General features: G+C 73.4%; 19 protein-coding genes. 6 read left to right on the forward strand and 13 right to left on the reverse strand.

Annotated features, from left to right (window positions below; genetic code table 11):
• Positions 1-6: 6 nt before the first annotated feature.
• Entirely contained in the window at positions 7-354 is a 348-nt protein-coding gene (locus tag CRP30_RS05595) for a fluoride efflux transporter FluC (RefSeq protein WP_097182877.1), read from the reverse strand.
• Complete coding sequence (gene crcB, locus CRP30_RS05600) at positions 351-722, reverse strand: fluoride efflux transporter CrcB (protein WP_097182878.1); 372 nt, start codon at positions 720-722, stop codon at positions 351-353. The genes CRP30_RS05595 and crcB overlap by 4 nt, the downstream gene beginning before the upstream one ends.
• Before the next feature lie 94 nt (positions 723-816).
• Here crcB and CRP30_RS05605 point away from each other — a divergent pair, with 94 nt between their 5' ends.
• A complete protein-coding gene (locus tag CRP30_RS05605) occupies positions 817-1,968 on the forward strand; it encodes a CaiB/BaiF CoA transferase family protein (protein WP_200814556.1) in 1,152 nt (383 codons plus the stop codon).
• Here CRP30_RS05605 and ngg read toward each other — a convergent pair.
• The 3 genes from ngg to CRP30_RS05620 form a co-directional block, all read right to left on the reverse strand.
• Entirely contained in the window at positions 1,965-3,725 is a 1,761-nt protein-coding gene (ngg, locus tag CRP30_RS05610) for an N-acetylglutaminylglutamine synthetase (RefSeq protein ID WP_200814557.1), read from the reverse strand. The two genes, CRP30_RS05605 and ngg, sit on opposite strands and share 4 nt — an antisense overlap.
• Positions 3,726-3,749: 24 nt before the next feature.
• Positions 3,750-5,534 (reverse strand): N-acetylglutaminylglutamine amidotransferase, encoded by a 1,785-nt coding sequence (locus tag CRP30_RS05615; protein ID WP_097182879.1) that lies wholly within the window; start codon positions 5,532-5,534, stop codon positions 3,750-3,752.
• Between the two features lie 157 nt (positions 5,535-5,691).
• Entirely contained in the window at positions 5,692-7,176 is a 1,485-nt protein-coding gene (locus CRP30_RS05620; protein ID WP_097182880.1) for a S8 family serine peptidase, read from the reverse strand.
• A 125-nt stretch (positions 7,177-7,301) separates the two neighbouring features.
• Between CRP30_RS05620 and CRP30_RS05625 the strand changes: the two genes are divergently transcribed.
• Positions 7,302-8,294, forward strand: a complete 993-nt coding sequence (locus CRP30_RS05625) for an aldo/keto reductase (protein WP_097182881.1) — start codon at positions 7,302-7,304, stop codon at positions 8,292-8,294.
• 20 nt (positions 8,295-8,314) lie between these two features.
• Here CRP30_RS05625 and CRP30_RS05630 read toward each other — a convergent pair whose 3' ends face one another.
• The 4 genes from CRP30_RS05630 to CRP30_RS05645 form a co-directional block, all read right to left on the reverse strand.
• Positions 8,315-9,073, reverse strand: a complete 759-nt coding sequence (locus tag CRP30_RS05630; protein WP_097182882.1) for an iron ABC transporter ATP-binding protein — start codon at positions 9,071-9,073, stop codon at positions 8,315-8,317.
• Complete coding sequence (locus tag CRP30_RS05635) at positions 9,070-10,092, reverse strand: iron chelate uptake ABC transporter family permease subunit (RefSeq protein WP_097182883.1); 1,023 nt, start codon at positions 10,090-10,092, stop codon at positions 9,070-9,072. Before CRP30_RS05635 ends, CRP30_RS05630 begins: the two co-directional genes overlap by 4 nt.
• Entirely contained in the window at positions 10,082-11,032 is a 951-nt protein-coding gene (locus tag CRP30_RS05640) for an ABC transporter permease (protein WP_235003186.1), read from the reverse strand. The genes CRP30_RS05635 and CRP30_RS05640 overlap by 11 nt, the downstream gene beginning before the upstream one ends.
• Before the next feature lie 106 nt (positions 11,033-11,138).
• A complete protein-coding gene (locus tag CRP30_RS05645) occupies positions 11,139-12,149 on the reverse strand; it encodes a siderophore ABC transporter substrate-binding protein (protein ID WP_097182885.1) in 1,011 nt (336 codons plus the stop codon).
• Positions 12,150-12,336: 187 nt separating this feature from the next.
• Between CRP30_RS05645 and CRP30_RS05650 the strand changes: the two genes are divergently transcribed.
• Together CRP30_RS05650 and CRP30_RS05655 are read left to right on the forward strand one after the other, a co-directional pair.
• Positions 12,337-12,702: a hypothetical protein gene (locus CRP30_RS05650; RefSeq protein ID WP_097182886.1), complete on the forward strand. Its 366-nt coding sequence runs from the start codon at positions 12,337-12,339 to the stop codon at positions 12,700-12,702.
• A complete protein-coding gene (locus tag CRP30_RS05655; protein ID WP_235003225.1) occupies positions 12,695-13,153 on the forward strand; it encodes a hypothetical protein in 459 nt (152 codons plus the stop codon). Before CRP30_RS05650 ends, CRP30_RS05655 begins: the two co-directional genes overlap by 8 nt.
• On the opposite strand, the gene CRP30_RS05660 is transcribed toward CRP30_RS05655, so the two are convergent.
• Positions 13,108-13,836 carry a hypothetical protein gene (locus CRP30_RS05660; RefSeq protein ID WP_097182887.1) on the reverse strand — a complete coding sequence of 243 codons (729 nt, stop codon included), beginning with the start codon at positions 13,834-13,836 and terminating at the stop codon, positions 13,108-13,110. The genes CRP30_RS05655 and CRP30_RS05660 overlap by 46 nt on opposite strands.
• A 143-nt stretch (positions 13,837-13,979) precedes the next feature.
• On the opposite strand from CRP30_RS05660, the gene CRP30_RS05665 reads away from it, so the two are divergent.
• Positions 13,980-16,283, forward strand: a complete 2,304-nt coding sequence (locus CRP30_RS05665) for a SpoIIE family protein phosphatase (RefSeq protein WP_097182888.1) — start codon at positions 13,980-13,982, stop codon at positions 16,281-16,283.
• A gap of 39 nt (positions 16,284-16,322) precedes the next feature.
• Here the strand turns inward: CRP30_RS05665 and CRP30_RS05670 are convergent, their stop codons facing one another.
• Positions 16,323-16,832 carry a flavin reductase family protein gene (locus CRP30_RS05670; protein WP_235003187.1) on the reverse strand — a complete coding sequence of 170 codons (510 nt, stop codon included), beginning with the start codon at positions 16,830-16,832 and terminating at the stop codon, positions 16,323-16,325.
• On the reverse strand, positions 16,829-17,767 hold the full coding sequence (locus CRP30_RS05675; RefSeq protein ID WP_097182889.1) for a hydroxymethylglutaryl-CoA lyase: 939 nt from the start codon (positions 17,765-17,767) through the stop codon (positions 16,829-16,831). The genes CRP30_RS05670 and CRP30_RS05675 overlap by 4 nt, the downstream gene beginning before the upstream one ends.
• A gap of 177 nt (positions 17,768-17,944) precedes the next feature.
• Here CRP30_RS05675 and CRP30_RS05680 point away from each other — a divergent pair, with 177 nt between their 5' ends.
• Positions 17,945-18,853: a GGDEF domain-containing protein gene (locus CRP30_RS05680; RefSeq protein WP_097182890.1), complete on the forward strand. Its 909-nt coding sequence runs from the start codon at positions 17,945-17,947 to the stop codon at positions 18,851-18,853.
• A gap of 18 nt (positions 18,854-18,871) precedes the next feature.
• On the opposite strand, the gene CRP30_RS22235 is transcribed toward CRP30_RS05680, so the two are convergent.
• Positions 18,872-19,528: a hypothetical protein gene (locus tag CRP30_RS22235; RefSeq protein ID WP_143278403.1), complete on the reverse strand. Its 657-nt coding sequence runs from the start codon at positions 19,526-19,528 to the stop codon at positions 18,872-18,874.
• Positions 19,529-19,612 lie beyond the last annotated feature (84 nt).

Consider the following 19,612-nt stretch of genomic DNA (forward strand, 5'->3'; position numbering starts at 1 on the left):
ACGACCCTATCCGGCCACTGCGTACCCGGCTGCCGCAGCACCGAGACCCAGCACCAACGTCGCCGCCAGGTAGCCGACCGCGCGTCCGAGCGCGCGCTCCTCCAGTATCCGGACGACGTCGGCACCGAAGGCCGAGAACGTCGTCAGTGCTCCGCAGAAGCCGGTGCCGACGAGCGCGAGCACCGCGGGGGAGACGTCGGACAGGCCGAGCAGGACGCCGAGCAGCGCGCTGCCGGCGACGTTGACCGCCAGGGTGCCGAGCGCCGGATCGCCCGAGCGGGCGGCCAGCCGGGTCGCGAGCAGCCGCAGCGGCGTCCCCACGGCCGCCCCGAGGACGACGAGCACCGGGATCACCGGGCGACCCGCCGCGCCGTGAGGGCCCCGAGCGCCACCGCCAGGACACCGCCCACGACGGACACCAGCACGTAGCCGGCGGCCAGTGCGATGTGCCCGCGCTCCACCAGGTCGACGACCTCCACCGCGAAGGTCGAGTAGGTGGTGTAGCCGCCCAGGATGCCGACGCCGAGGAACGGCCGGGCCCAGGACGGCTCGGGCTCGCGGGCGGTGAGGACGGCGAGCAGGGCACCGATGAGCAGGCAGCCGGTGAGGTTCACCAGGAGGGTGGCCCAGGGCCAGCCGCCGGGGGAGGGGAGCGCCTCCGCCAACGCCCAACGGGCCAGCGCGCCGAGGGCACCGCCCAGGGCCGCGAGTAGATAGGCCACGTGCTGCCCTCCCCGGCCGGCCGTTGCGCCGTGTACGGCAGCATGCGCGCAGAAGGGTCGCACGGGCGCGACCCCGGGCACGGGAGGTGTCGCCGTGGGACCGCTGCAGGGCGTACGGGTCGTCGAGTTCGCGGGGCTGGGGCCGGGCCCGTTCTGCGGCATGCTGCTGGCCGACCTGGGCGCCGACGTCGTCCGCATCGACCGGCGGGGGAGCCGTGGCGGACTGATCGGCGCGCTCGGTGCCACCTCCCTGCTCGACCGCGGCAAGCGCTCGATCGCCCTGGACCTCAAGGACGCCGACGACCTGGCCGTCGTCCGGGCGCTGGTGGAGCGGGCCGACGTCCTCCTCGAGGGGTTCCGGCCCGGGGTCATGGAGCGCCTGGGCCTGGGACCGGACGAGCTGCTGGCCCTGAAGCCGTCGCTGGTCTACGGCCGGATGACCGGCTGGGGTCAGACCGGCCCGCTGGCGAGCTCGGCCGGGCACGACATCGGCTACATCGCGCTCACCGGAGCCCTGGGGGCGTCCGGCCGGCCCGGCGAGCGCCCGGCGCCGCCGCTGAACCTGCTGGGCGACTTCGGCGGTGGGGGAGTGTTCCTCGCGCTCGGGGCCGTGGCGGCGCTGGTGCACGCGCGGGCCACGGGGGAGGGGCAGGTGGTGGACGCGGCGATCGTCGACGGGACCGCCGTCCTCACGACGATGATCCACGGGATGCTCGACGCCGGCGTCTGGACCGACCGGCGCGGCAGGAACCTGCTGGACACCGGTGCGCCGTTCTACGACGTGTACCGCTGCGCCGACGGGCAGTTCCTCGCGGTCGGGGCGCTGGAGGAGCAGTTCTACGCCGCGCTGCTCGACGGCCTGGGGCTGGCCGGCGACGAGTCGCTGCCCGACCGCAACGACCCGCGCCAGTGGGGTGCCCTCCGCGACCGGTTCACCGCGGCCTTCGCCGCCCGCACGCGCGACGAGTGGTGGACGGTCTTCGCCGGCACGGACGCGTGCGTCGCGCCCGTCTGGTCACTGCTGGAGGCCACGCAGGACCAGCACAACCGGGAGCGCGGCGTGTTCACGGAGGTCGACGGCGTCGTCCAGCCTGACGTCGCACCCCGGTTCTCGGTCACTCCCGGCAGCGTCGGGTCGGTGCCGCAGCCCGGGCAGCACGACGCCGAGATCCGCGCCGAACTCGAGAAAGGACCCCGTCCTCCCCACCCCTCGCAAGCTCGGGGCGGGCCCCTGGACGGGGCCTAACGGCGGCGGGTCTCGGGGAAGAGCAGGTCGACGAAGCGCTCGGCGACCGGCTGCGGCTCGTGGTTGGCCAGCCCCGGGCGTTCGTTGGCCTCGATGAACACGTAGTCCGGCCCGTCCACCGCCGGCACGAGGAAGTCGATGCCCGTGACCGGGATCCCCAGCGCCTCGGCGGCACGCACGGCCGCCTCGGCGATCGTGGGATGCAGGCGGGCGGTGACGTCCTCGATGGTGCCCCCGGTGTGCAGGTTCGCCGTCCGCCGCACCGGGACGCGTTCCCCGTTCGGCGGGACGTCGTCCATCGCGTAGCCCGCCTCGGCCACCACCTCGGCGGTCGTGTCGTCCAGCGGGATGCTGGACTCGCCGCCGGTGGCCCGCTCCCGGCGCCGGCTGGTCGCCTTCACCAGGTCCACGACCGGGTTGCGCCCGTCGCCGACCACCTCGGCCGGACGCCGGACCGCCGCCGCGACGACCTGCCGGTCGATCACGACCACCCGCAGGTCGTCGCCCTGGACCAGCTCCTCGACGAGCACGTCCGGGCAGAACTGCAGCGCGTACGCGACGGCCTTCCCCAGTCCGGCCTCGTCCGTGACGCCCACGGTGATGCCGCGCCCCTGCTCGCCTCGCGCCGGCTTGACCACCACCGCACCGACGTCCCGCAGCAGGGCCGCCGCGTCCTCGAGGTCGCCGTCGCCCGCGAGCGCCCCGCGGGCCACCCGGACGCCGGCTCGCCGCATGATCCGCCGGGTGACGCGCTTGTCGTCGCAGCGGCTCATCGCCACTGCGCTGGTGAACTCCGACAGCGACTCGCGGGTGAGGATCGTGCGCCCGCCGACCGTCAGCCGCATCTCCCCCCAGTCCGCGTCGGTGACCTCGACGCGGATCCCCCGCCGCAACGCCTCCTCGGCGATGATCAGCGCGTAGGGGTTGAGCTTCTCCAGGCCCGGCGGCCGCGAGGCGAACAGCGCCGTGTTGATCGGGTTCTTGCGCTTGACGCAGACGGCGGGGACCCGCACGAAACCCAGCTTGCGGTAGAGCGTGATCGCCGGGGTGTTGTCGTGCATGACCGACAGGTCGAGGTAGGCCCGGCTGCGTCCGACGTAGCGCTCGACCAGGACACGAACGAGGGCCTCACCGGTCCCCGGCGGCGCGTCCTGCTTGTCCGCCACCAGGCACCACAGGCTGGTTCCCCCCTCGGGGTCCCCGAAGGCGAGCTCGTGGTCCACGCCGGTCACGGTGCCGACGATCTTCCCGGTGCGGGTGTCCTCGGCGACGAGGTAGGTGAAGGTACGGGTGCGGTGGTTGGCCCACATCGTCGCGGCATCCGCGGCGACCATGCCGTTGCGGGCGTAGAGATCGTTGATCTGGTCCATCTCCGCCGCCGACGTCACCGTCCGCACGAACACGCCCCGGATCACGTCGGGGCGGGGGCGGTAGCGGTGCAGGTCGAGCCGGTAGGTCAGCGACGGGTCGATGAACAGCTCGTCGGGCGCCATCCCGACGAGCACCTGCGGGTCGCGCGGGTAGACGCAGATGTCGCGGCGCCCGGTCTCCTCACCGCGCAGGGCCGCCACGATGCCGCTGAGCTCGCGGAAGGTCTGGCCGAAGACCAGCTGACCCCAGCCGAGGTCGAGGACGACGTCGGTCCCCATGCCCTCGATCTCGTGCGCGGTCGGCTCGTGCCACGACCGGCTGGTCAGCGACGGGGCCGGCTGGCCGTGCTCGCGACGCCGGTGCCCGGCGACGCGGAGCGGCGTCACCCGGACCTCCGCCGACCGCCGCTCTCAGACCGCATGACTCTGCAGCCACAGCTCGAGCAGCCCCAGCTGCCACAGCTTGTTGCCCCGCAGCGGCGTCAGCTCGCTGTTCGGGTCCGCGAGCAGGGCGTCCACGTACTCCGGGCGGAACAGCCCGCGGTCACGGGCCGCGTCCGACGCCAGGGCGTCGCGCACCAGGCCGAGCACCTTGCCCTCGAGGTGCGTGATCGCCGGCACCGGGAAGTAGCCCTTGGGCCGGTCGATGACCTCCGGCGGGATGATCCGTCGCCCGATCGCCTTGAGGATGCCCTTGCCCCCGTCGGCGAGCTTCAGCTCCGGCGGGCAGAGTGCGGCGAGCTCGACCAGGTCGTGGTCGAGGAACGGCACACGGGCCTCCAGCCCCCACGCCATGGACATGTTGTCCACCCGCTTGACCGGGTCGTCGACGAGCATCACCTCGCTGTCCAGGCGCAGGGCGGCGTCGACCGCGGTCTCGGCCCCCGACCGTGACATGTGGTCGCGGACGAACGCCAGGCTCGGGTCCTCGGCGAGCGCGTACCGGTCGGAGACGACCGAGCGCAGCTGCGCGTGGTCGCGGTCGAAGAACGCCTTCGCGTACTTCTCCACGGCCTCCTCGCGGCCGACGCCCGCCAGCGGCGGGTACCAGTGGTAGCCGGCGAACACCTCGTCGGCGCCCTGGCCCGACTGGACGACCCGGATGGTCTCGCTCACCCGCTCGCTGAGCAGGTCGAACGCGACGACGTCGTGGCTGACCATCGGCTCGGCCATGGCCCCGATGGCGTGCCCGAGCGCGGCCGACAGCTCGTCGGAGGTGACCCGGATCCGGTGGTGGTTCGTGCCGAAATGCTCGGCGATGACGTCGGAGTAGGCGAACTCGTCGCCCTCGCGGCCGCCGACGGACTCGAAGCCGATCGAGTACGTCGCCAGGTCGCGCTGCCCCTCCTGGGCCAGCAGGCCCACGATCAGGCTGGAGTCCAGGCCGCCGGAGAGCAGCACGCCGACGGGGATGTCGGAGACCAGGCGACGCCGGACGGCGACCCGGAGGGCCTCCTCGACGGCGTCCTCCCAGTCGCGGGCCGACCAGTTCGCGTGCTCGGGGCGGCGCTCGTAGGTGGCGTTCCAGTACCGCTCCTCGCGGCTGGTGCCGTCGGGCTCGATGATCCGCAGCGTGGCCGGCGGCAGCTTCCGGACGCCGTTGAGGATCGTGCGCGGCGCCGGGACGACGGCGTGCCAGGACAGGTAGTGGTGCAGCGCGACGGGGTCGATCGAGGTGTCGACATCGCCAGCCTTGAGCAGCGCCGGCAGGGTGGAGGCGAACCGCAGGCGCTTCCCGGGCGTCTCCGCGAGGTAGAGCGGCTTGATCCCGAGCCGGTCGCGGGCCATGACGGTCCGGCCGGTGTCCCGCTCGTGGATCACGAACGCGAACATGCCGTGCAGGTGCGAGACGACGTCGGGGCCCCAGTGGGCGTATCCCTTGAGGATCACCTCGGTGTCGCTGTGCGAGAAGAAGCGGTAGCCGTGGCCCTCGAGCTCGGCGCGCAGCTCCTGGTAGTCGTAGATGCAGCCGTTGAAGACCGCCGTCAGGCCGAGGTCGTTGTCCACCATCGGCTGGGAGCCGCAGGTGGAGAGGTCGATGACCGACAGCCGGCGGTGACCGAAAGCCACCCGCCCGTTGCTCCACGACCCCTGGCCGTCCGGGCCGCGGGGGACCAGGGACTCGACCATGCGGGCGACCGCGGTCGTGTCGGCCATGGACCCGTCGAACGTGATCTCGCCGCAGAGGCCGCACATGCCGAACGATCTAACTCCCCTCCGGGGCGGCCCGCGACGCGAGGTCGGCCCGGGGTGGCGCAGTTCACGCCCGCCCCGGGCCGCTGTTCCACGTGGAACCGGCCGGCCTGCAGGGGCCCGCCGCGAGCGTGCGAGTGGTGGGGGGCAGGGGGTCCTTCTACAGCCGGGCCACCGCCGCGACGACGTCGACCAGGCCGGTGCCCTTGTCGTAGGACGTGGCGTAGTCCCCGACGGAGGTGTACGGCGCACCGTCGGTGAACCGGTGGGTGGTCGCCTTGAGCGCCGCCTCGATCTCGGCCGGGGTGGCCGACGGGTCGGCCTGGAAGAGCTGGGCGACGATGCCGGCGACGTGCGGGGCGGCCATCGACGTCCCGCTGATCGTGTTGAACGTGCCGACGTCGAGCAACCCCGGGCCGTGGCGCGGGTCCAGTCCGGTGGCGCAGATCGGCAGGTAGAGCCGGCAGGACGACGTGATGTTCTCGCCCGGTGCTGCGAGGTCCGGCCAGGTGGTGGGATCGGCGGCCGCGCCGCGGGAGGAGTACTCGCTGACGACGCCGTCCCGGGTGCCGCTGTCCTGGTCGAAGTAGGACGCGACCGAGAGGATGCCGCCGGTGGGGTCCTGGCCGGGCGGGTTGGTCAGCGACGCCGAGCCGTCGCCGCCGTCGTTGCCGGCGGCCCACACCGTGACGACGCCCTCGTCGGCCAGGGCGCGCTGCAGCTTCACCGTCGCCGAGTTCGGGTCGAACTCCCCGCCACCGGTGGGGCCGTAGGAGTTGTTGGTGACCTTGATCGGGGGGCAGACGTCGGCGGGAACCCCGGCGCCACAGGGCGCCTCATGGTTCTCCAGCACCCAGTTGAGCGCCGAGTCGGCCCCGACGATCAGCAGCACCGCGCCGGTGGAGATGGACACGATGCTCGCGCCGGGTGCGGCGCCGGTGAGCTCCCCACCGTCGGCGAGCGACGTGGGCCGGCCGGCGACGATCCCGCTCACGTGCGTCCCGTGACCGCCGCCGGAGACGGTGTCGGTGTCCAGGGAGCCCGGGACGCGGAGCACGCAGTCGGTCGTGGGGTCGGACTCGACGAGACAGACGCTCTTGAGGTTCGCCACCACCGCGCTGCTGCCGTCGGCGTCGCGGAAGTACGGGTGCGTCGGGTCGACACCCGAGTCGATGACCGCCACCGACACGCCGCTGCCGTCCAGCGCCCGGCCGTTCGCACCGGTGAGGGTCGAGACCGCCTCGGCTCCGCGGGTGGCGGCGTTGGAGGTCTCCTGCGCGAACGCGATCGGGGTGTTGCCCTCGAGGTAGGTGACGCCGGGCTCGGTCCGCGCGGACTCGATCTGGTCCGTGGTGCCGGACGCCACGACGACGCCGATCCGCTCGAACTCCGTCACCGCCGACATCCCGGTGGCCTCGACCGCGGCACGGGCGGCCGCGACGTCGGTGCCGTGCACCAGGACCGTCGTCGGGACGCCGCCGGGAAGCGTGCCGAGCTGCTCGGCCAGGAAGTCCTGGACCGGCGCGGGCGGCGGATCGGCCGGGGCTGCCTGGGCCGGGGCTGCGAGGACCGCCGCCGTGATGACGGACAGCCCTCCCGCGGCGAGGGTTCGACGCAGTCTCGTCGGGGACAACGACCGGTTCATCGGCACTCCTCGCGGGTCACAGCGGTGTGTGCGCTGTCCCAACGACGCGACCGGCCGCCGGTTACCCGTCGGTAGGGAGAACTTCCCGGCGGTTGGCTGCCGGCCGGGCGGGGCACGTGGCGCTCATGCGCACACGCGATCTGGGCAGCCTGACCGTTCCGGCCGAGGGCCTGGGTTGCATGGGGATGAGCGAGTTCTACGGCACCGGCGACCAGCAGGAGGCCGAGCGGACCATCCACCGCGCCCTCGACCTGGGCGTCACGTTCCTCGACACCGCCGACATGTACGGGCCGTTCACCAACGAGCGGCTCGTCGGCCAGGCGATCGCCGGCCGGCGTGAGGAGGTGGTGCTGGCCACCAAGTTCGGCAACGAGCGGCGCGAGGACGGCAGCTTCGTCCGCATCAACGGGGAGCCCGACTACGTGCGCCGGGCCTGCGACGCCTCGCTCCAGCGGCTCGGTGTCGACGTCATCGACCTGTACTACCAGCACCGGGTGGACACCTCGGTCCCGATCGAGGACACCTGGGGTGCGCTCGGAGAGCTGGTGGCCGCCGGGAAAATCCGGTACGCCGGCATCTCGGAGGCCGCTCCCGAGACCATCCGCAGGGCGCATGCCGTGCAGGCGGTCACCGCGGTGCAGACGGAGTACTCGCTGTGGACCCGGGACCCGGAGGACGACGGGGTGCTGGCCACCTGCGCCGAACTGGGCATCGGCTTCGTCGCGTATTCACCGATCGGCCGCGGGTTTCTCTCCGGCGAGATCCGGAGCATCGACGACCTGGCACCCGACGACTTCCGGCGCCGCAACCCGCGCTTCCAGGGCGCGGCCTTCGAGCAGAACCTGCAGCTGGTCGACCGGGTGCGGGAGATCGCCCGCGAGAAGGACGTCACCGCGAGCCAGCTCGCCCTGGCGTGGGTGATGGCGCAGAGCGATGTCCCCGGCCATCCGCCGATCGTGCCGATCCCGGGTACCAAGCGGGTGCGATACCTGGAGGAGAACGCGGCGGCGGCCGACGTCGCGCTCACCGACGAGGACCTCGCCCGGCTCGACGAGGCGGCACCGCGGGGCGCTGCCGCCGGGGACCGCTACCCGGACATGTCCACGGTCCACCGCTGAGGCACCCCGCGGCGTCCGGATCAGCCGTAGTGGACGGCGACGGGCCGTCCGTCGATCTCGCGGACGTCGACGGCCGTGTCGTAGACGGCCTCCAGCACGCTGGGGCGCATGACGTCGCGCGCAGGCCCGTCCGCGACGACGCGGCCCTCGCGCATCGCGACGATGCGGTCGGCGTAGCTCGCCGCGGCGTTGATGTCGTGCAGCACGAGGACGACCCGCTTGCCGAGCTCGTCGGCCGTCCGGCGGATCAGCCGCAGGATCTCGGTCATGTGCCGCAGGTCCAGGTTGTTGAGCGGTTCGTCGAGCAGCACGTACTTGGTGTCCTGGGCCAGCACCATGGCGATGAAGGCCCGCTGGCGCTGCCCGCCCGAGAGCTCGTCGAGGAAGCGGCTCCGGAAGCCGTCGAGGTCGAGGTAGTCGATCGCGCGGTCGATGTGGTCGCGGTCCACTCCGGTGAGCCGGCCACGGGAGTGCGGGAACCGGCCGAACTCCACCAGGTCGTGGACGGTCAGGCGCGCCGCCACGTGGTTGTCCTGCCGCAGCACCGCGAGGACCTTCGCCAGCTCGCTCGACGGCGTCGTCGCCACGTCCATGCCGTCCACCGCCAGACGCCCGGCGTCGGGCCGGATCAGCCGGCCGACGAGGCCGAACAGCGTCGACTTCCCCGCCCCGTTCGGGCCGATGAGGGCGGTCACGCCCTCCGCGCCGAACTCGATGGAGAGGTCGTCGACCACCGCCTGCCTGCCGTAGCGCTTGGTGACGTTCTCGAGCGCGATCACCGCGCCCCCTTCCGCAGGACGAGGTACAGGAAGAACAGGCCGCCGGCGAAGTCGATCACCGTGGACAGCGTGCCGCCGAAGGAGAACACCCGCTCCAGCACCAGCTGGCCGCCGAGCAGGCAGACCACCCCGATGAGCACGGCGGCGGGCAGCGTCCACACGTGGCGGAAGGACCCGGCGTAGGAGTAGGCCAGGTTGGCGACGACGAGACCGAGGAACAGGATCGGCCCCACCAGCGCGGTCGAGGCGGCGATCATCACCGACACGGCCGCGAAGAGGGCCAGCACGACGCGCCGGTGGTCCACCCCGAGACCCACCGCGGCCGGCTCGCCCAGGGCGAGGACGTCGAGCGTGCGCAGCAGCGGCACGACGGCGGCCGTGGCGAGGACGACGAGCGTTCCGGTCAGCGCCAGCAGCGTCCCGTCGGGGCGGGTGAGGGAGGCGAACAGCGCGTCGGACAGCACCTGGAAGTCCAGCGGGTCGAGCATCCGCTGCATCCACTCGGCGAAGCTGCGGAAGAACGTGCCCAGCACGATGCCCACCAGCAGCATGAGGTGGATCGACCGCCGCCGGCCGCCGAAGAGCCAGGTGAAGAGCAGCACGCTGAAGGCCACCATCACGACGACCTGGACCAGCCACAGGGCGAGGGCGTCGGCCGCGAGGAACGCCGCCGAGCCCGAGAAGAACACGAGGACCGTGGAGATCAGCACGTAGAACGCGTCGAACCCCATGATCGACGGCGTGAGGATGCGGTTCTGCGTGATCGTCTGGAAGACCACCGTGGACACCCCGACCGCCGTGGCGACGACGAACATCGCCAGGACGGTGCGGCCGCGGATCTCCAGCGCGAAGGCCAGCGAGCCGGGGACGCCGGTGAACAGGTAGGTCACGACGAGGGCCAGCACGACGGCGCCGAGCGCGGAGAGCCGGACCGCCGGCCGGGCCCACGATGCGGCGAGCCGGGTGCGGACAGCGCTCCCCGCGGGCGCGGCGGTCGTGGTGGCGGGGTCAGTGAGCACGACTGCCGCTCCGCAGGAGGAGCCAGAGGAACAGGACGGCGCCGATGACGCCGACGACGACCGACAGCGGGATCTCGTAGGGGAAGCGCACGACGCGGGCGACGATGTCGCAGGCGAGCACGAAGACGGCACCGGTACCGGCGACCCACGGGATCGAGCGGCGGACGTTGTCGCCGATCACCAGGCTCACGACGTTCGGCACGACGAGCCCGAGGAACGGGACGATCCCCGCGGTCACGAGCACTGCCGCGGTGATGACGGCGATGACCACCATGCCGACGGCGACGACCCGGCGGTAGTCCAGACCCAGGTTGGTCGCGAACTCCTCGCCGAGGCCGATGACGCTGAACCGGTCCGCGGCCACCCAGGCGACCACCACCATGAGGCCGGCGATCCACAGGAACTCGTACCGGCCCTGCATGACGGTGGCGAAGCTGCCCTGCGCCCACTGCCCGAGCGACTGGAGCAGGTCGAGCCGGTAGGCGAAGAAGGTCGTCACGGCCGCGACCACCCCGCCCAGCATGATGCCGACGAGGGGGACGAGCACGAGCTGACGCACCGGGACGAAGCGCACCACCCGCAGGAACACCCAGGTCCCGAACAGCCCGAAGGCCGCCGCGACGCCCATCTTCCCGACGACGGCCAGGCCCGGGAAGAAGACCATCGTCACCAGCATCCCGAGGGTCGCGAACTCGGTGACGCCGGTGGTCCCGGGTTCCACGAACTTGTTGCGCACCAGCATCTGCATGATCAGGCCGGCGATGCCCAGGGAGGCGCCGACGAGCAGCACCGCGACCGTGCGCGGGATCCGGCTGGCGACGAGGAGGAAGGCCGCGTCGCTCTGCGACCCCCCGGCCAGCAGCGCGGCCGGGGACACGTCGGAGACGCCGACGAACAGGCTGGCGCCCGCGAGGGCCACGAGGAGGACACCGACGAGCACCCCCACCCCCCTGCGGCGGGGCCGCTGAGGGACGGGGGTGCTCGTCGGGGAGCGGTCGAGCGCCGTCACTGCTGCCAGGAGCGGCGTGCGGCCGGAGGCGCGTCGCTCACCCGGTGATCTGCAGGACGTCGTCGATCATGATCTGCGTGGTCTGGATGCCACCGAACACGACGTACCAGGCCACCGGGTCGAGGTAGACGATCTGGTCGTTCCGGTGGGCCGTCGTCTGCCGGACGATCTCGTTGTCGAGGACGGCCTCCGCCGCCTGGGCCCCCGCCTCCCCGGTCGCGGCGTCGCGGTCGACCACCCACAGGTAGTCGGGGTCGGTCTCGAGCAGGAACTCGAAGGAGACGGGCTCCCCGTGCGTGGCGGCCTCGATGTCGTCGACGACCGGCTGCACGCCGAACGCGTCGTAGATCAGCCCGCCGCGGGCGCCGCGGGCGTCGGTGCCCTCGCCGGCCGGGGCCATGGCGCTGAGCTCGCCGCCGGAGACCATGAGACCCAGGCCGGTGCCGGCGTCGGCGGTGGCCGCGCGTGCCTGCTCGATGCCCTCCTGGACCTCGCTGACAGCGGCGGCCGCCTCGTCCTCGGTGCCCAGCACCTCACCCAGGAACGTGGCGTTGCGCTCGAGGGTCTCGGTGTACGAGCCGCGCAGGCTGAGGTCGACGGTCGGCGCGATCTCGCTGAGGTCCTCGTACAGCGCGGAGGACCGGCCGCCGATGACGATCAGGTCCGGCTGCTGCGACTCGATCTCGATGACGTCGGCCTCGAACAGAGTCCCGGCGTTGAAGGCGTCGTCGGCCAGGTGCTCCCGCAGGTAGTCCGGCACCGAGTCCAGCGGGGCGCCCGCGACCTCGCCGCCGAGCGCACCGATCGTGTCGAGTGCGGCCAGGTCGAACACCACGATCCGCTCGGGGTCCTTCGGGACCTCGACGGTGGTCTCCTCGAACGCGGGTTCCTCGTCCTCGCCCGCGGTGTTGCGGTCCCACGTGAAGCTGACGGTGCCGCCCTCGTCGGCAGCGGCGTCCGCCGTGGCGTCCCCGCCGCACGCGGACAGGCCCAGGACGGCGGCGAGGGGCAGGGCGAGGGCCGCGAGCGGCCGGCGGGAGGTGCGCATGGTGCTCCTGACGAACGGTATGAGGTCACCCTTACTTAGGCTTGGCTAACCTGCCATACCGCTTCAGCCGCGCTTCCACCGGGTCGTGCGCGCCGTCCCCCGGGGCCGGGCCGGGGCGGACCGGGCGGCAGGATGTCGGCGTGGCAGTCGTCGTCCCGAGGGGACCCGCCCCGTCGGGGACGCACCGGTGACGCCGGCCCTGGTCGTGACGATCACGGTGGCTGCCGCGGCGGTGGCCGTCCTCGGCGTCCTGTCCACGTTGGCCCGGCGCCGCATCGGCCTCGTCCACCTGGTCGCCGTCGGCGTCCTGGAGGCCCTCCTGCTCCTCCAGACCGTGATCGCCGTCGTCGCCCTGGCCGGCGGTGAGCGGCCGGAGGACGTCCCGACCTTCCTCAGCTACCTGATCGGGGTCGCCCTGGTCCCGGTCGCCGGGACCCTGTGGGCGCGCGCCGAACGCACGCGCTGGGCCGGCACGGTGCTCGCCGTGGCCGGCGCCGTCGTCGGCGTCATGGTCTGGCGGCTGCTCCAGCTCTGGGAGGTCACCGGTGCGTGACGACCGGGGTCTGGGCGCCCCCGCCGAGCAGGGGGCGTCCGGTCCGGGCCGGGTCCTCGTGGCGGTCTACGGCACGTTCGCCCTGGCAGCCGGCGCTCGCGCGGCGGTGCAGCTGGCGACCCGCTTCGACGAGGCGCCCGTCGCCTACCTGCTGTCGGCGTTCGCGGCCGCCGTCTACGTCGTCGCCACCGTGGGCCTGGCTCGCGGCGCACGGGGCCGCCGCCTGGCGCTGATCGCCATCACCGTCGAGCTGGTCGGGGTGCTGGCCGTCGGGACGCTCTCCCTGGCCGATCCGGCCGCCTTCCCGGACGAGACCGTCTGGTCGGCCTACGGGCGCGGCTACTACTTCGTCCCGCTCGTGCTGCCGGTTCTCGGGCTCCTCCTGCTCCGCCGCGGCCCGGCGGCTCAGAAGTCCCCGCCGAAGTCCCCACCGAAGTCGCCGCCTCCGTAGTCCCCACCACCGAAGTCGCCGCCTGCGTAGTCCCCACCACCGAGGTCCCCACCGCCGCCGTAGTCCCCGCCGGGGTCGCCTCCCTGGTCGGTCCCGTCGGCGCCGGCCCCGTCCTGGTAGCCCTCGGCGTAGGCCTCCTCGTCCCCCCCGCCGAACAGACCGCCGTCGCCCATGCCGGTGTCGAAGAGCGCGTCGGCGACCGCCGTGCCGATGACAAGTCCACCGATGGTGCCCAGCAGGCTGCCGCCGATCATGCCGCCCATGCCCATGCCCATGCCGCCGCCGTAGCCGCCGCCGTAGCCCGGGCCGTACCCCGGGCCGTAGCCGCCACGGCCGCCGGGGCCGAACCCGCCCAGCGCCCGTTCGAGGGTGCCCGGCGAACGCATCTCCGCCCGCGTGGCGACCCGGGCGAGGGTCGCCGGATCGTCGTCGCGCGGTCGCTCACCGGCCGGCACCGCGGCGGCGAGCTGCGCCAGCACCTGCTGCCGCTGCTCGACGGTGAGCTGGCCGAACGCCTCGGTGTGGGCCTGCTCGATCTGCTCGGGCGGTGCCGTGCGCAACAGGTAGCGGTACCGGGCGATCGCCTGGTCGTCAGGAAGCTGCCCCCCGGCGCCGCCAGGTCCCTGCTGCTGCGCCGCGGCCGGTCGGGGGCGGCGGCCGAAGAGCCGGTCGAGCAGTCCCATGCTGATTCCTCTCGGCGGGACCGCGGCGGAGGGTCCGCGGCGGCCGCGGACGGGCGGTTCCCCGTGCCGCCCTCGGCCACACGTCCGCGGAGAATCGCAGGTCAGCCCTGAGACCGATCGATGGCACGCGGTTAGATGGTTCCGTGCCGACCGAGCGCCAGCATCCCGGGTCACCCGCTGCTGCCGACCCCGACCTGTGGCAGCAGGCCGGGATCGTCACCGCCGCCAGCGCTGCCGGCTCCGGGCGGAGCGGTCCCACCGGAGCGCAGTCGAGCCTCCCGGGCGTGCTCTCCGGGGTGCCGGTCGCCGTGCTGATCATCGACCGGACGGCCAGCTCGGTCGTCTACGCCAACCCGGCCGCGGTGGAGCTGGCCGGGAACGTGCGCCTCCCGGTCGACGTCGACACCTGGGGGGCCTCAGCTGGGCTGACCGACCTCTCGGGCGATCCGCTGGCCAGCACCACCGGGCCGCTGTCGACCGTGGCGCAGGGTCGCCCGGTCGCCGGTGAGGCCGTGCGCCTCGCCCCGGGCAGGAGCACCGAGGAGCAACGAGCGGACGCCGCCGGCCCCGGTGGGCAGGACGACTCGCTGCTGTGGGTGACCGGCTTCCCGCTGTCGGAGGACGGCAGCGAGCAGCAGCTGTCCCTCGTCGTGTTCCTGAACCACGACCCGCCACACGAGGTCGTTGATCCGGAGGCCTATCTGCAGGCGCTGCGCGAACGGGCGGTGCTCGCCACCGACACCGCCTTCACCATCACCGATCCGCGCCGGCCGGACAACCCGCTCATCTGGGTCAACCCGTCGTTCACCCGGGTCACGGGCTACGAGGCGGCAGAGGTGATCGGCCGCAACTGCCGCTTTCTGCAGGGGTCGGCCACCGAGGCCGGCGCCGTCGAGGAGATCCGCGCCGGGATCGCGGAGCAGCGCACGGTGACGACGACCCTGCTGAACTACCGCAAGGACGGCACGGCCTTCTGGAACCAGCTGTCGGTCAGCCCCGTCTTCGACGGCGACGGCGAGCTGGTCAGCTTCGTGGGCGTGCAGACCGACGTCACCGAGCGGGTCCGCGTGGAGCACGAACGGGAGGCCGCGTTCGCGGCCGAGCAGGCCGCCCGCCAGGAGGCCGAACTGGCCCGGGCCGTGGCCGAGCAGGCCCGGAGGGACGCCGAGCAGGCGCAGGGGGAGGCCGAACGTGCCCAGAGCCGGCTGGCGCTCATGGCGGAGGCGACCAGCTCACTGATCGCCACGCTGGACATGGACGAGCTCCTCGACCGGTTGGCCGACCTCTGCGTCCCTCGCCTCGCCGACTGGGTCTACGTCACCGTGCTCGACGACTACGGCGACATCCACGGCGCCGTGGCCCGGCACCGGGACGGCCGGGAAGCCGATCTCCAGCTGTTCACCGACCTGCACGTGCTGCACCTGCCCGCCGAGTCCCCGAGCCGGCGGAGCATGACGAGCTCGGCGCCGGTGCTGCTGGCCGATGTCACCCCCGAGATCATCGAGAGGGCCATCACCTCGATCGGTGCGCGGGAGGTGTTCCACCGACTGGGCGGCAGCTCCGTGCTGACGGTCCCGATGGTGGCCCGGCGCCGGACCCTGGGCGCCATCGCACTGGTACGGAGCCCGGGTGGGCCCGCCTTCACGCAGAGCGACGTCGACCTGGCCGCCGACCTGGCCGGGCGCGCCGCCCTCGCCATCGACAACGTGCGGCTGTACCAGCGGGAGCACTCGGTGGCCGACACCCTGCAGCGCTCGTTGCTGCCGGTGCTGCCGGAGGTCCCCGGCATCGAGTCGGCCGCCCACTACGTGAGCGCGTCCACGGCGGCCGACGTCGGTGGCGACTTCTACGACCTGCTGCACCTGCCGGACGGATCGATCGGCATCGTGGTGGGTGACGTGGTGGGCCACGACGTGGCCGCCGCGGCCGCGATGGGCCACCTGCGCGGCCTGCTGCGGGCCTGCATCTGGGACGCCGAGGACCCCGACCCCGGCAGCGTGCTGGCCCGCGTCGACCGGCTGGTCCAGGGTCTGCAGGTCGCCTCGCTCGCGACCATGGTCTACGCCCGCGCCGTACCGCCGTCGGCCCCGGGGGCGCCGTGGCGGGTGCACGTGGCGAACGCCGGCCACCCGCCGGCCCTGCTCCGGTCGCCCGACGGCGGTGTGCGGGTGCTCGAGGAGATCACCGGGATGCTGGTCGGCGTCGACGTCACGACGCACCGCGGGACGGTGGTGCTCGACGTGCCGCCCGGCACCACCCTCGTCGCCTACACCGACGGCCTCATCGAGCACCCCGGTGCCGACATGGACGAGGGAATCCACGAGCTCTACGAGCGGGTCGCCGGCGCGCCGGTGGGCGCCGGGCCGCGGGAGCTCTGCGACGTCGCTGTGAGCGGTGCGCTGGACCACCGGGACGACGTCGCGGTGCTGGCCGTCCGCTTCGGCTGAGAAAGGACCCCACGTCCCCCACCCCTCGGCGCCGTTCCATCAGCTCCGGAACAGCCCGTAGGTGCCGCGGTGGAACAGCAGCGGACGTCGGTCGGCATGGGCTCCGAGGTCGAGCACGCGGGCCACGACGATCGTGTGGTCGCCGCCGTCGTACTCGGCCCACAGCTCCCCGTCGATCCACGCCACCACGTCGTGCAGGACCGGCGAGCCGTGCGCACTAGGGGTCCACGGGACGCCCGCGAACTTGTCCGGGCCGGACCGGGCGAAGTTCTGCGAGACGGCGTCCTGCCCCTCGGACAGCACGTTGACGCAGAAGCGGCCGATGCGGCGGAGCCGGGGCCACGTCGTGGAGGTCCGCGCCGGTGCCAGGGCGACGAGCGGCGGGTCGAGGGACAGGGAGCTGAACGACTGGCAGGTGAAGCCGAGCGGGCCCTCCTCGGTGGCGGCGGTGACGACCGTGACACCGGACGCGAAGTGCCCGAGGACCTCCCGCATCACCCGCGGGTCGACGATCGGCGGCGCGCCGTCGGGCACCGGGTGGCCCGTCACCCGGCGGACGATGCGGGCCGCGGCACCGATCGGCCGCCCGCCCGGTAGAGGGAGCTGGGCAGCTCGTGGCCCACGGCCTCCTCGGTGATCCGGGCGGCGGCGAGCACGGCGTCCAGGTCGATCCCGGTGCGCACCCCCGACTCCTCGAGCAGGTAGACCAGCTCCTCCGTCGCGATGTTGCCGCTGGCGCCGGGGGCGAACGGGCAACCGCCGAGGCCGCCGACCGAGGAGTCCAGCTGGGTGACGCCGGCCTGGATGGCGGCCAGGGCGTTGGCCTGGCCGGTGCCGCGGGTGTCGTGGAAGTGCACGCCGACGGGCACGCCGGGGCAGGCCCGGCGCACCGCGTCGAGCAGCTGGACGACGCGGAGCGGCGTGGTCGTGCCGATGGTGTCGCCGAGGCAGAGCTGGTCGGCGCCCGCGGTGACGGCGGCGCGGGCGACGTCGACGGTCCGGGGGATCGCCGTCCGGCCCTCGAAGGGGCAGTCCCAGGCAGTGGCGATGATGACCTCGAGGGAGCCGCCGGCCCCGTGGGCCAGCCCGGCGATCTCGCCGACGGCGGCGACGGCATCGGTGGTGGACCGGCCGGCGTTGGCGCGGCTGTGCGCGTCCGACGCGGAGACGACGTACTCGAGGTGGGCGACGCCGGCGTCCACGGCCCGCACCGCCCCGCGGGGGTTCGCGACCAGCGCCGACCAGTGCACGTCGCCCCAGCGCGACAGCTCGGCGGCGACCTGGTCGGCGTCGGCGAGGGCGGGGACGGCCTTCGGAGAGACGAACGACGTCGCCTCGATCCGGCGGACGCCGGTGGCGACCAGAGCCTCCAGCATGGCCAGCTTGGCCTCCAGCGGAACCGGCGCCTCGATCTGGAGGCCGTCACGCATGCCGACCTCGCGGACGTCGACCTCCGTCGGCAGCACCAGGTCGAACTCGATCACACCCAACTCCCGATCACGCCGCACCCCTCGACTGTCAGTGGTCCCCCGCATCCTGCACCTCCGCGCCGCCACCCGGGCGGGTGACCCGGGCGGGTGACTCGGAACGGTTCCGTGACGCCCGCCGCGGGCAACCGGGTAGTGGTCACGCAGGATGGGTGCGATGGAAGGAGGCAGAACGTGATCGATGTCGTGGACGCCCTGCCCCCGGCCGACCGGCGGAGCGCCTTCGCCAACGCCCCCATGGGCATCGCGCTCACCACGCCGGACGGCATCCTGGTCGACGCCAACCCGGCGCTGTGCCTGATGCTGGGCCGCAGCGAGGAGGACATGCACGGGCACTCGGTGCTCGACCAGATCCACCCCGACGCCGTGTCGTCCGCCCGGCAGGCGCACTCCTCCTGGATCGCGGCATCCACCCGGCCGATGCGCATCGAGACCCGGTTGCTGCGCGCCGACGGCACCGACCTTCCCGTGCAGGTCACCGCCTCCATGGTGGCGGAGGGCCGGGACGGCCAGGCCGCCCACCTCGTGATGATCGTCGAGGACATCACCGAGCGGAAGGCGCTCGAGGCACAGCTGGTCCACCGCTCGCTGCACGACCCGCTCACCGGCCTGCCCAACCGGCTGCTCTTCCAGGACCGGCTCTGGCACGCCCTGGAGCGGGGACGCCGGGAGGAGACCCCCACCTGCGTGCTCATCACCGACCTGGACGGCTTCAAGGCGATCAACGACGAGCTCGGGCACCCCATGGGCGACCTGGTGCTGGTGACCTTCGCCGAGCGCCTGCGCTCGGTGCTGCGCGCCAGCGACACCGCGGCGCGGCTCGGTGGCGACGAGTTCAGCATCGTCTGCGAGAACACCGAGCCCGCCGACGCCGAGATCCTGGCGGAACGGCTGCGCGCCCAGGTGACCGAGCCGCTGGTCCTCGACGGCAGGACGATCTCCGTCGGGCTCAGCATCGGCATCGGCTCCGTGGCCGGCGGTGACCACCCGGGCGACGTCTACGAGCGGGTCATCCGCGAGGCCGACGACGCCATGTACGCCGACAAGTCCCGCCGCCGGCGCCAGGCGGCGCGGCAGCGCTGAGCGCAGCTCCGCGGGGGCTCAGCCCGCGGCCGCCCAGCCCCGCACCCGGGGGAGCCACGCGTACACCGCCGTCAGGACCGGCAGCGGGAGCGCGAACACGCCGAAGAACACCATGCCCATGACGGTGTCCGCGTCCTGGGTGGCCGCGCCCACGATCCCCACCAGCAGCAGGACGCCGACCGATGCGAGCGCTCCTCCGAACAGCACCTTCGGCGACCCGCGGCCCAGCAGGACGGCCGCGCCCGCGATGACGGCGAACGCGCACGGGAAGCCGAGCAGCATCAGGACCGTGGACAGGTCGTCCTCCCCGTCGGTGACGGCGAGCAGGATGATCAGCGAGACCAGGAGGGTCAGGCCGCCGGTGACGAAGCCCAGGACGGCAGCGGCGAGCGCCGCACCGGGCCGCGCCGGGCCGTGGGGCCACGGCAGCGGCGCCGGCGACCAGTAGACCGGCGGGCCGTACCCGGGCGGCGGGCCGTAGCCAGGCGGCTGGCCGTAGCCAGGCGGCTGGCCGTAGCCGGGCGGCGGGCCGTACCCGGGCGGCTGGCCGTAGCCCGGGACCGACCCGTACGCCTGCTGGTCGTAGCCCTGCCACTGACCCGGCGGCTGTGCCGGTGGCACGTAGGTCCCGGGCGGGTAGGCGTCCCAGTCCTGCGTGCTGCCCTCGCTGGTCATGGGGAGAGTGTGCCGTGGCCGGGGCGCGGCTCCGGACATGCTGCCCGGGTCTGGGGACGCGCCGCAGGAGACCGTGCGTCCCCG

The sequence above is a fragment of the Blastococcus haudaquaticus genome (assembly GCF_900230285.1).
Lineage (GTDB): Bacteria > Actinomycetota > Actinomycetes > Mycobacteriales > Geodermatophilaceae > Blastococcus_B > Blastococcus_B haudaquaticus.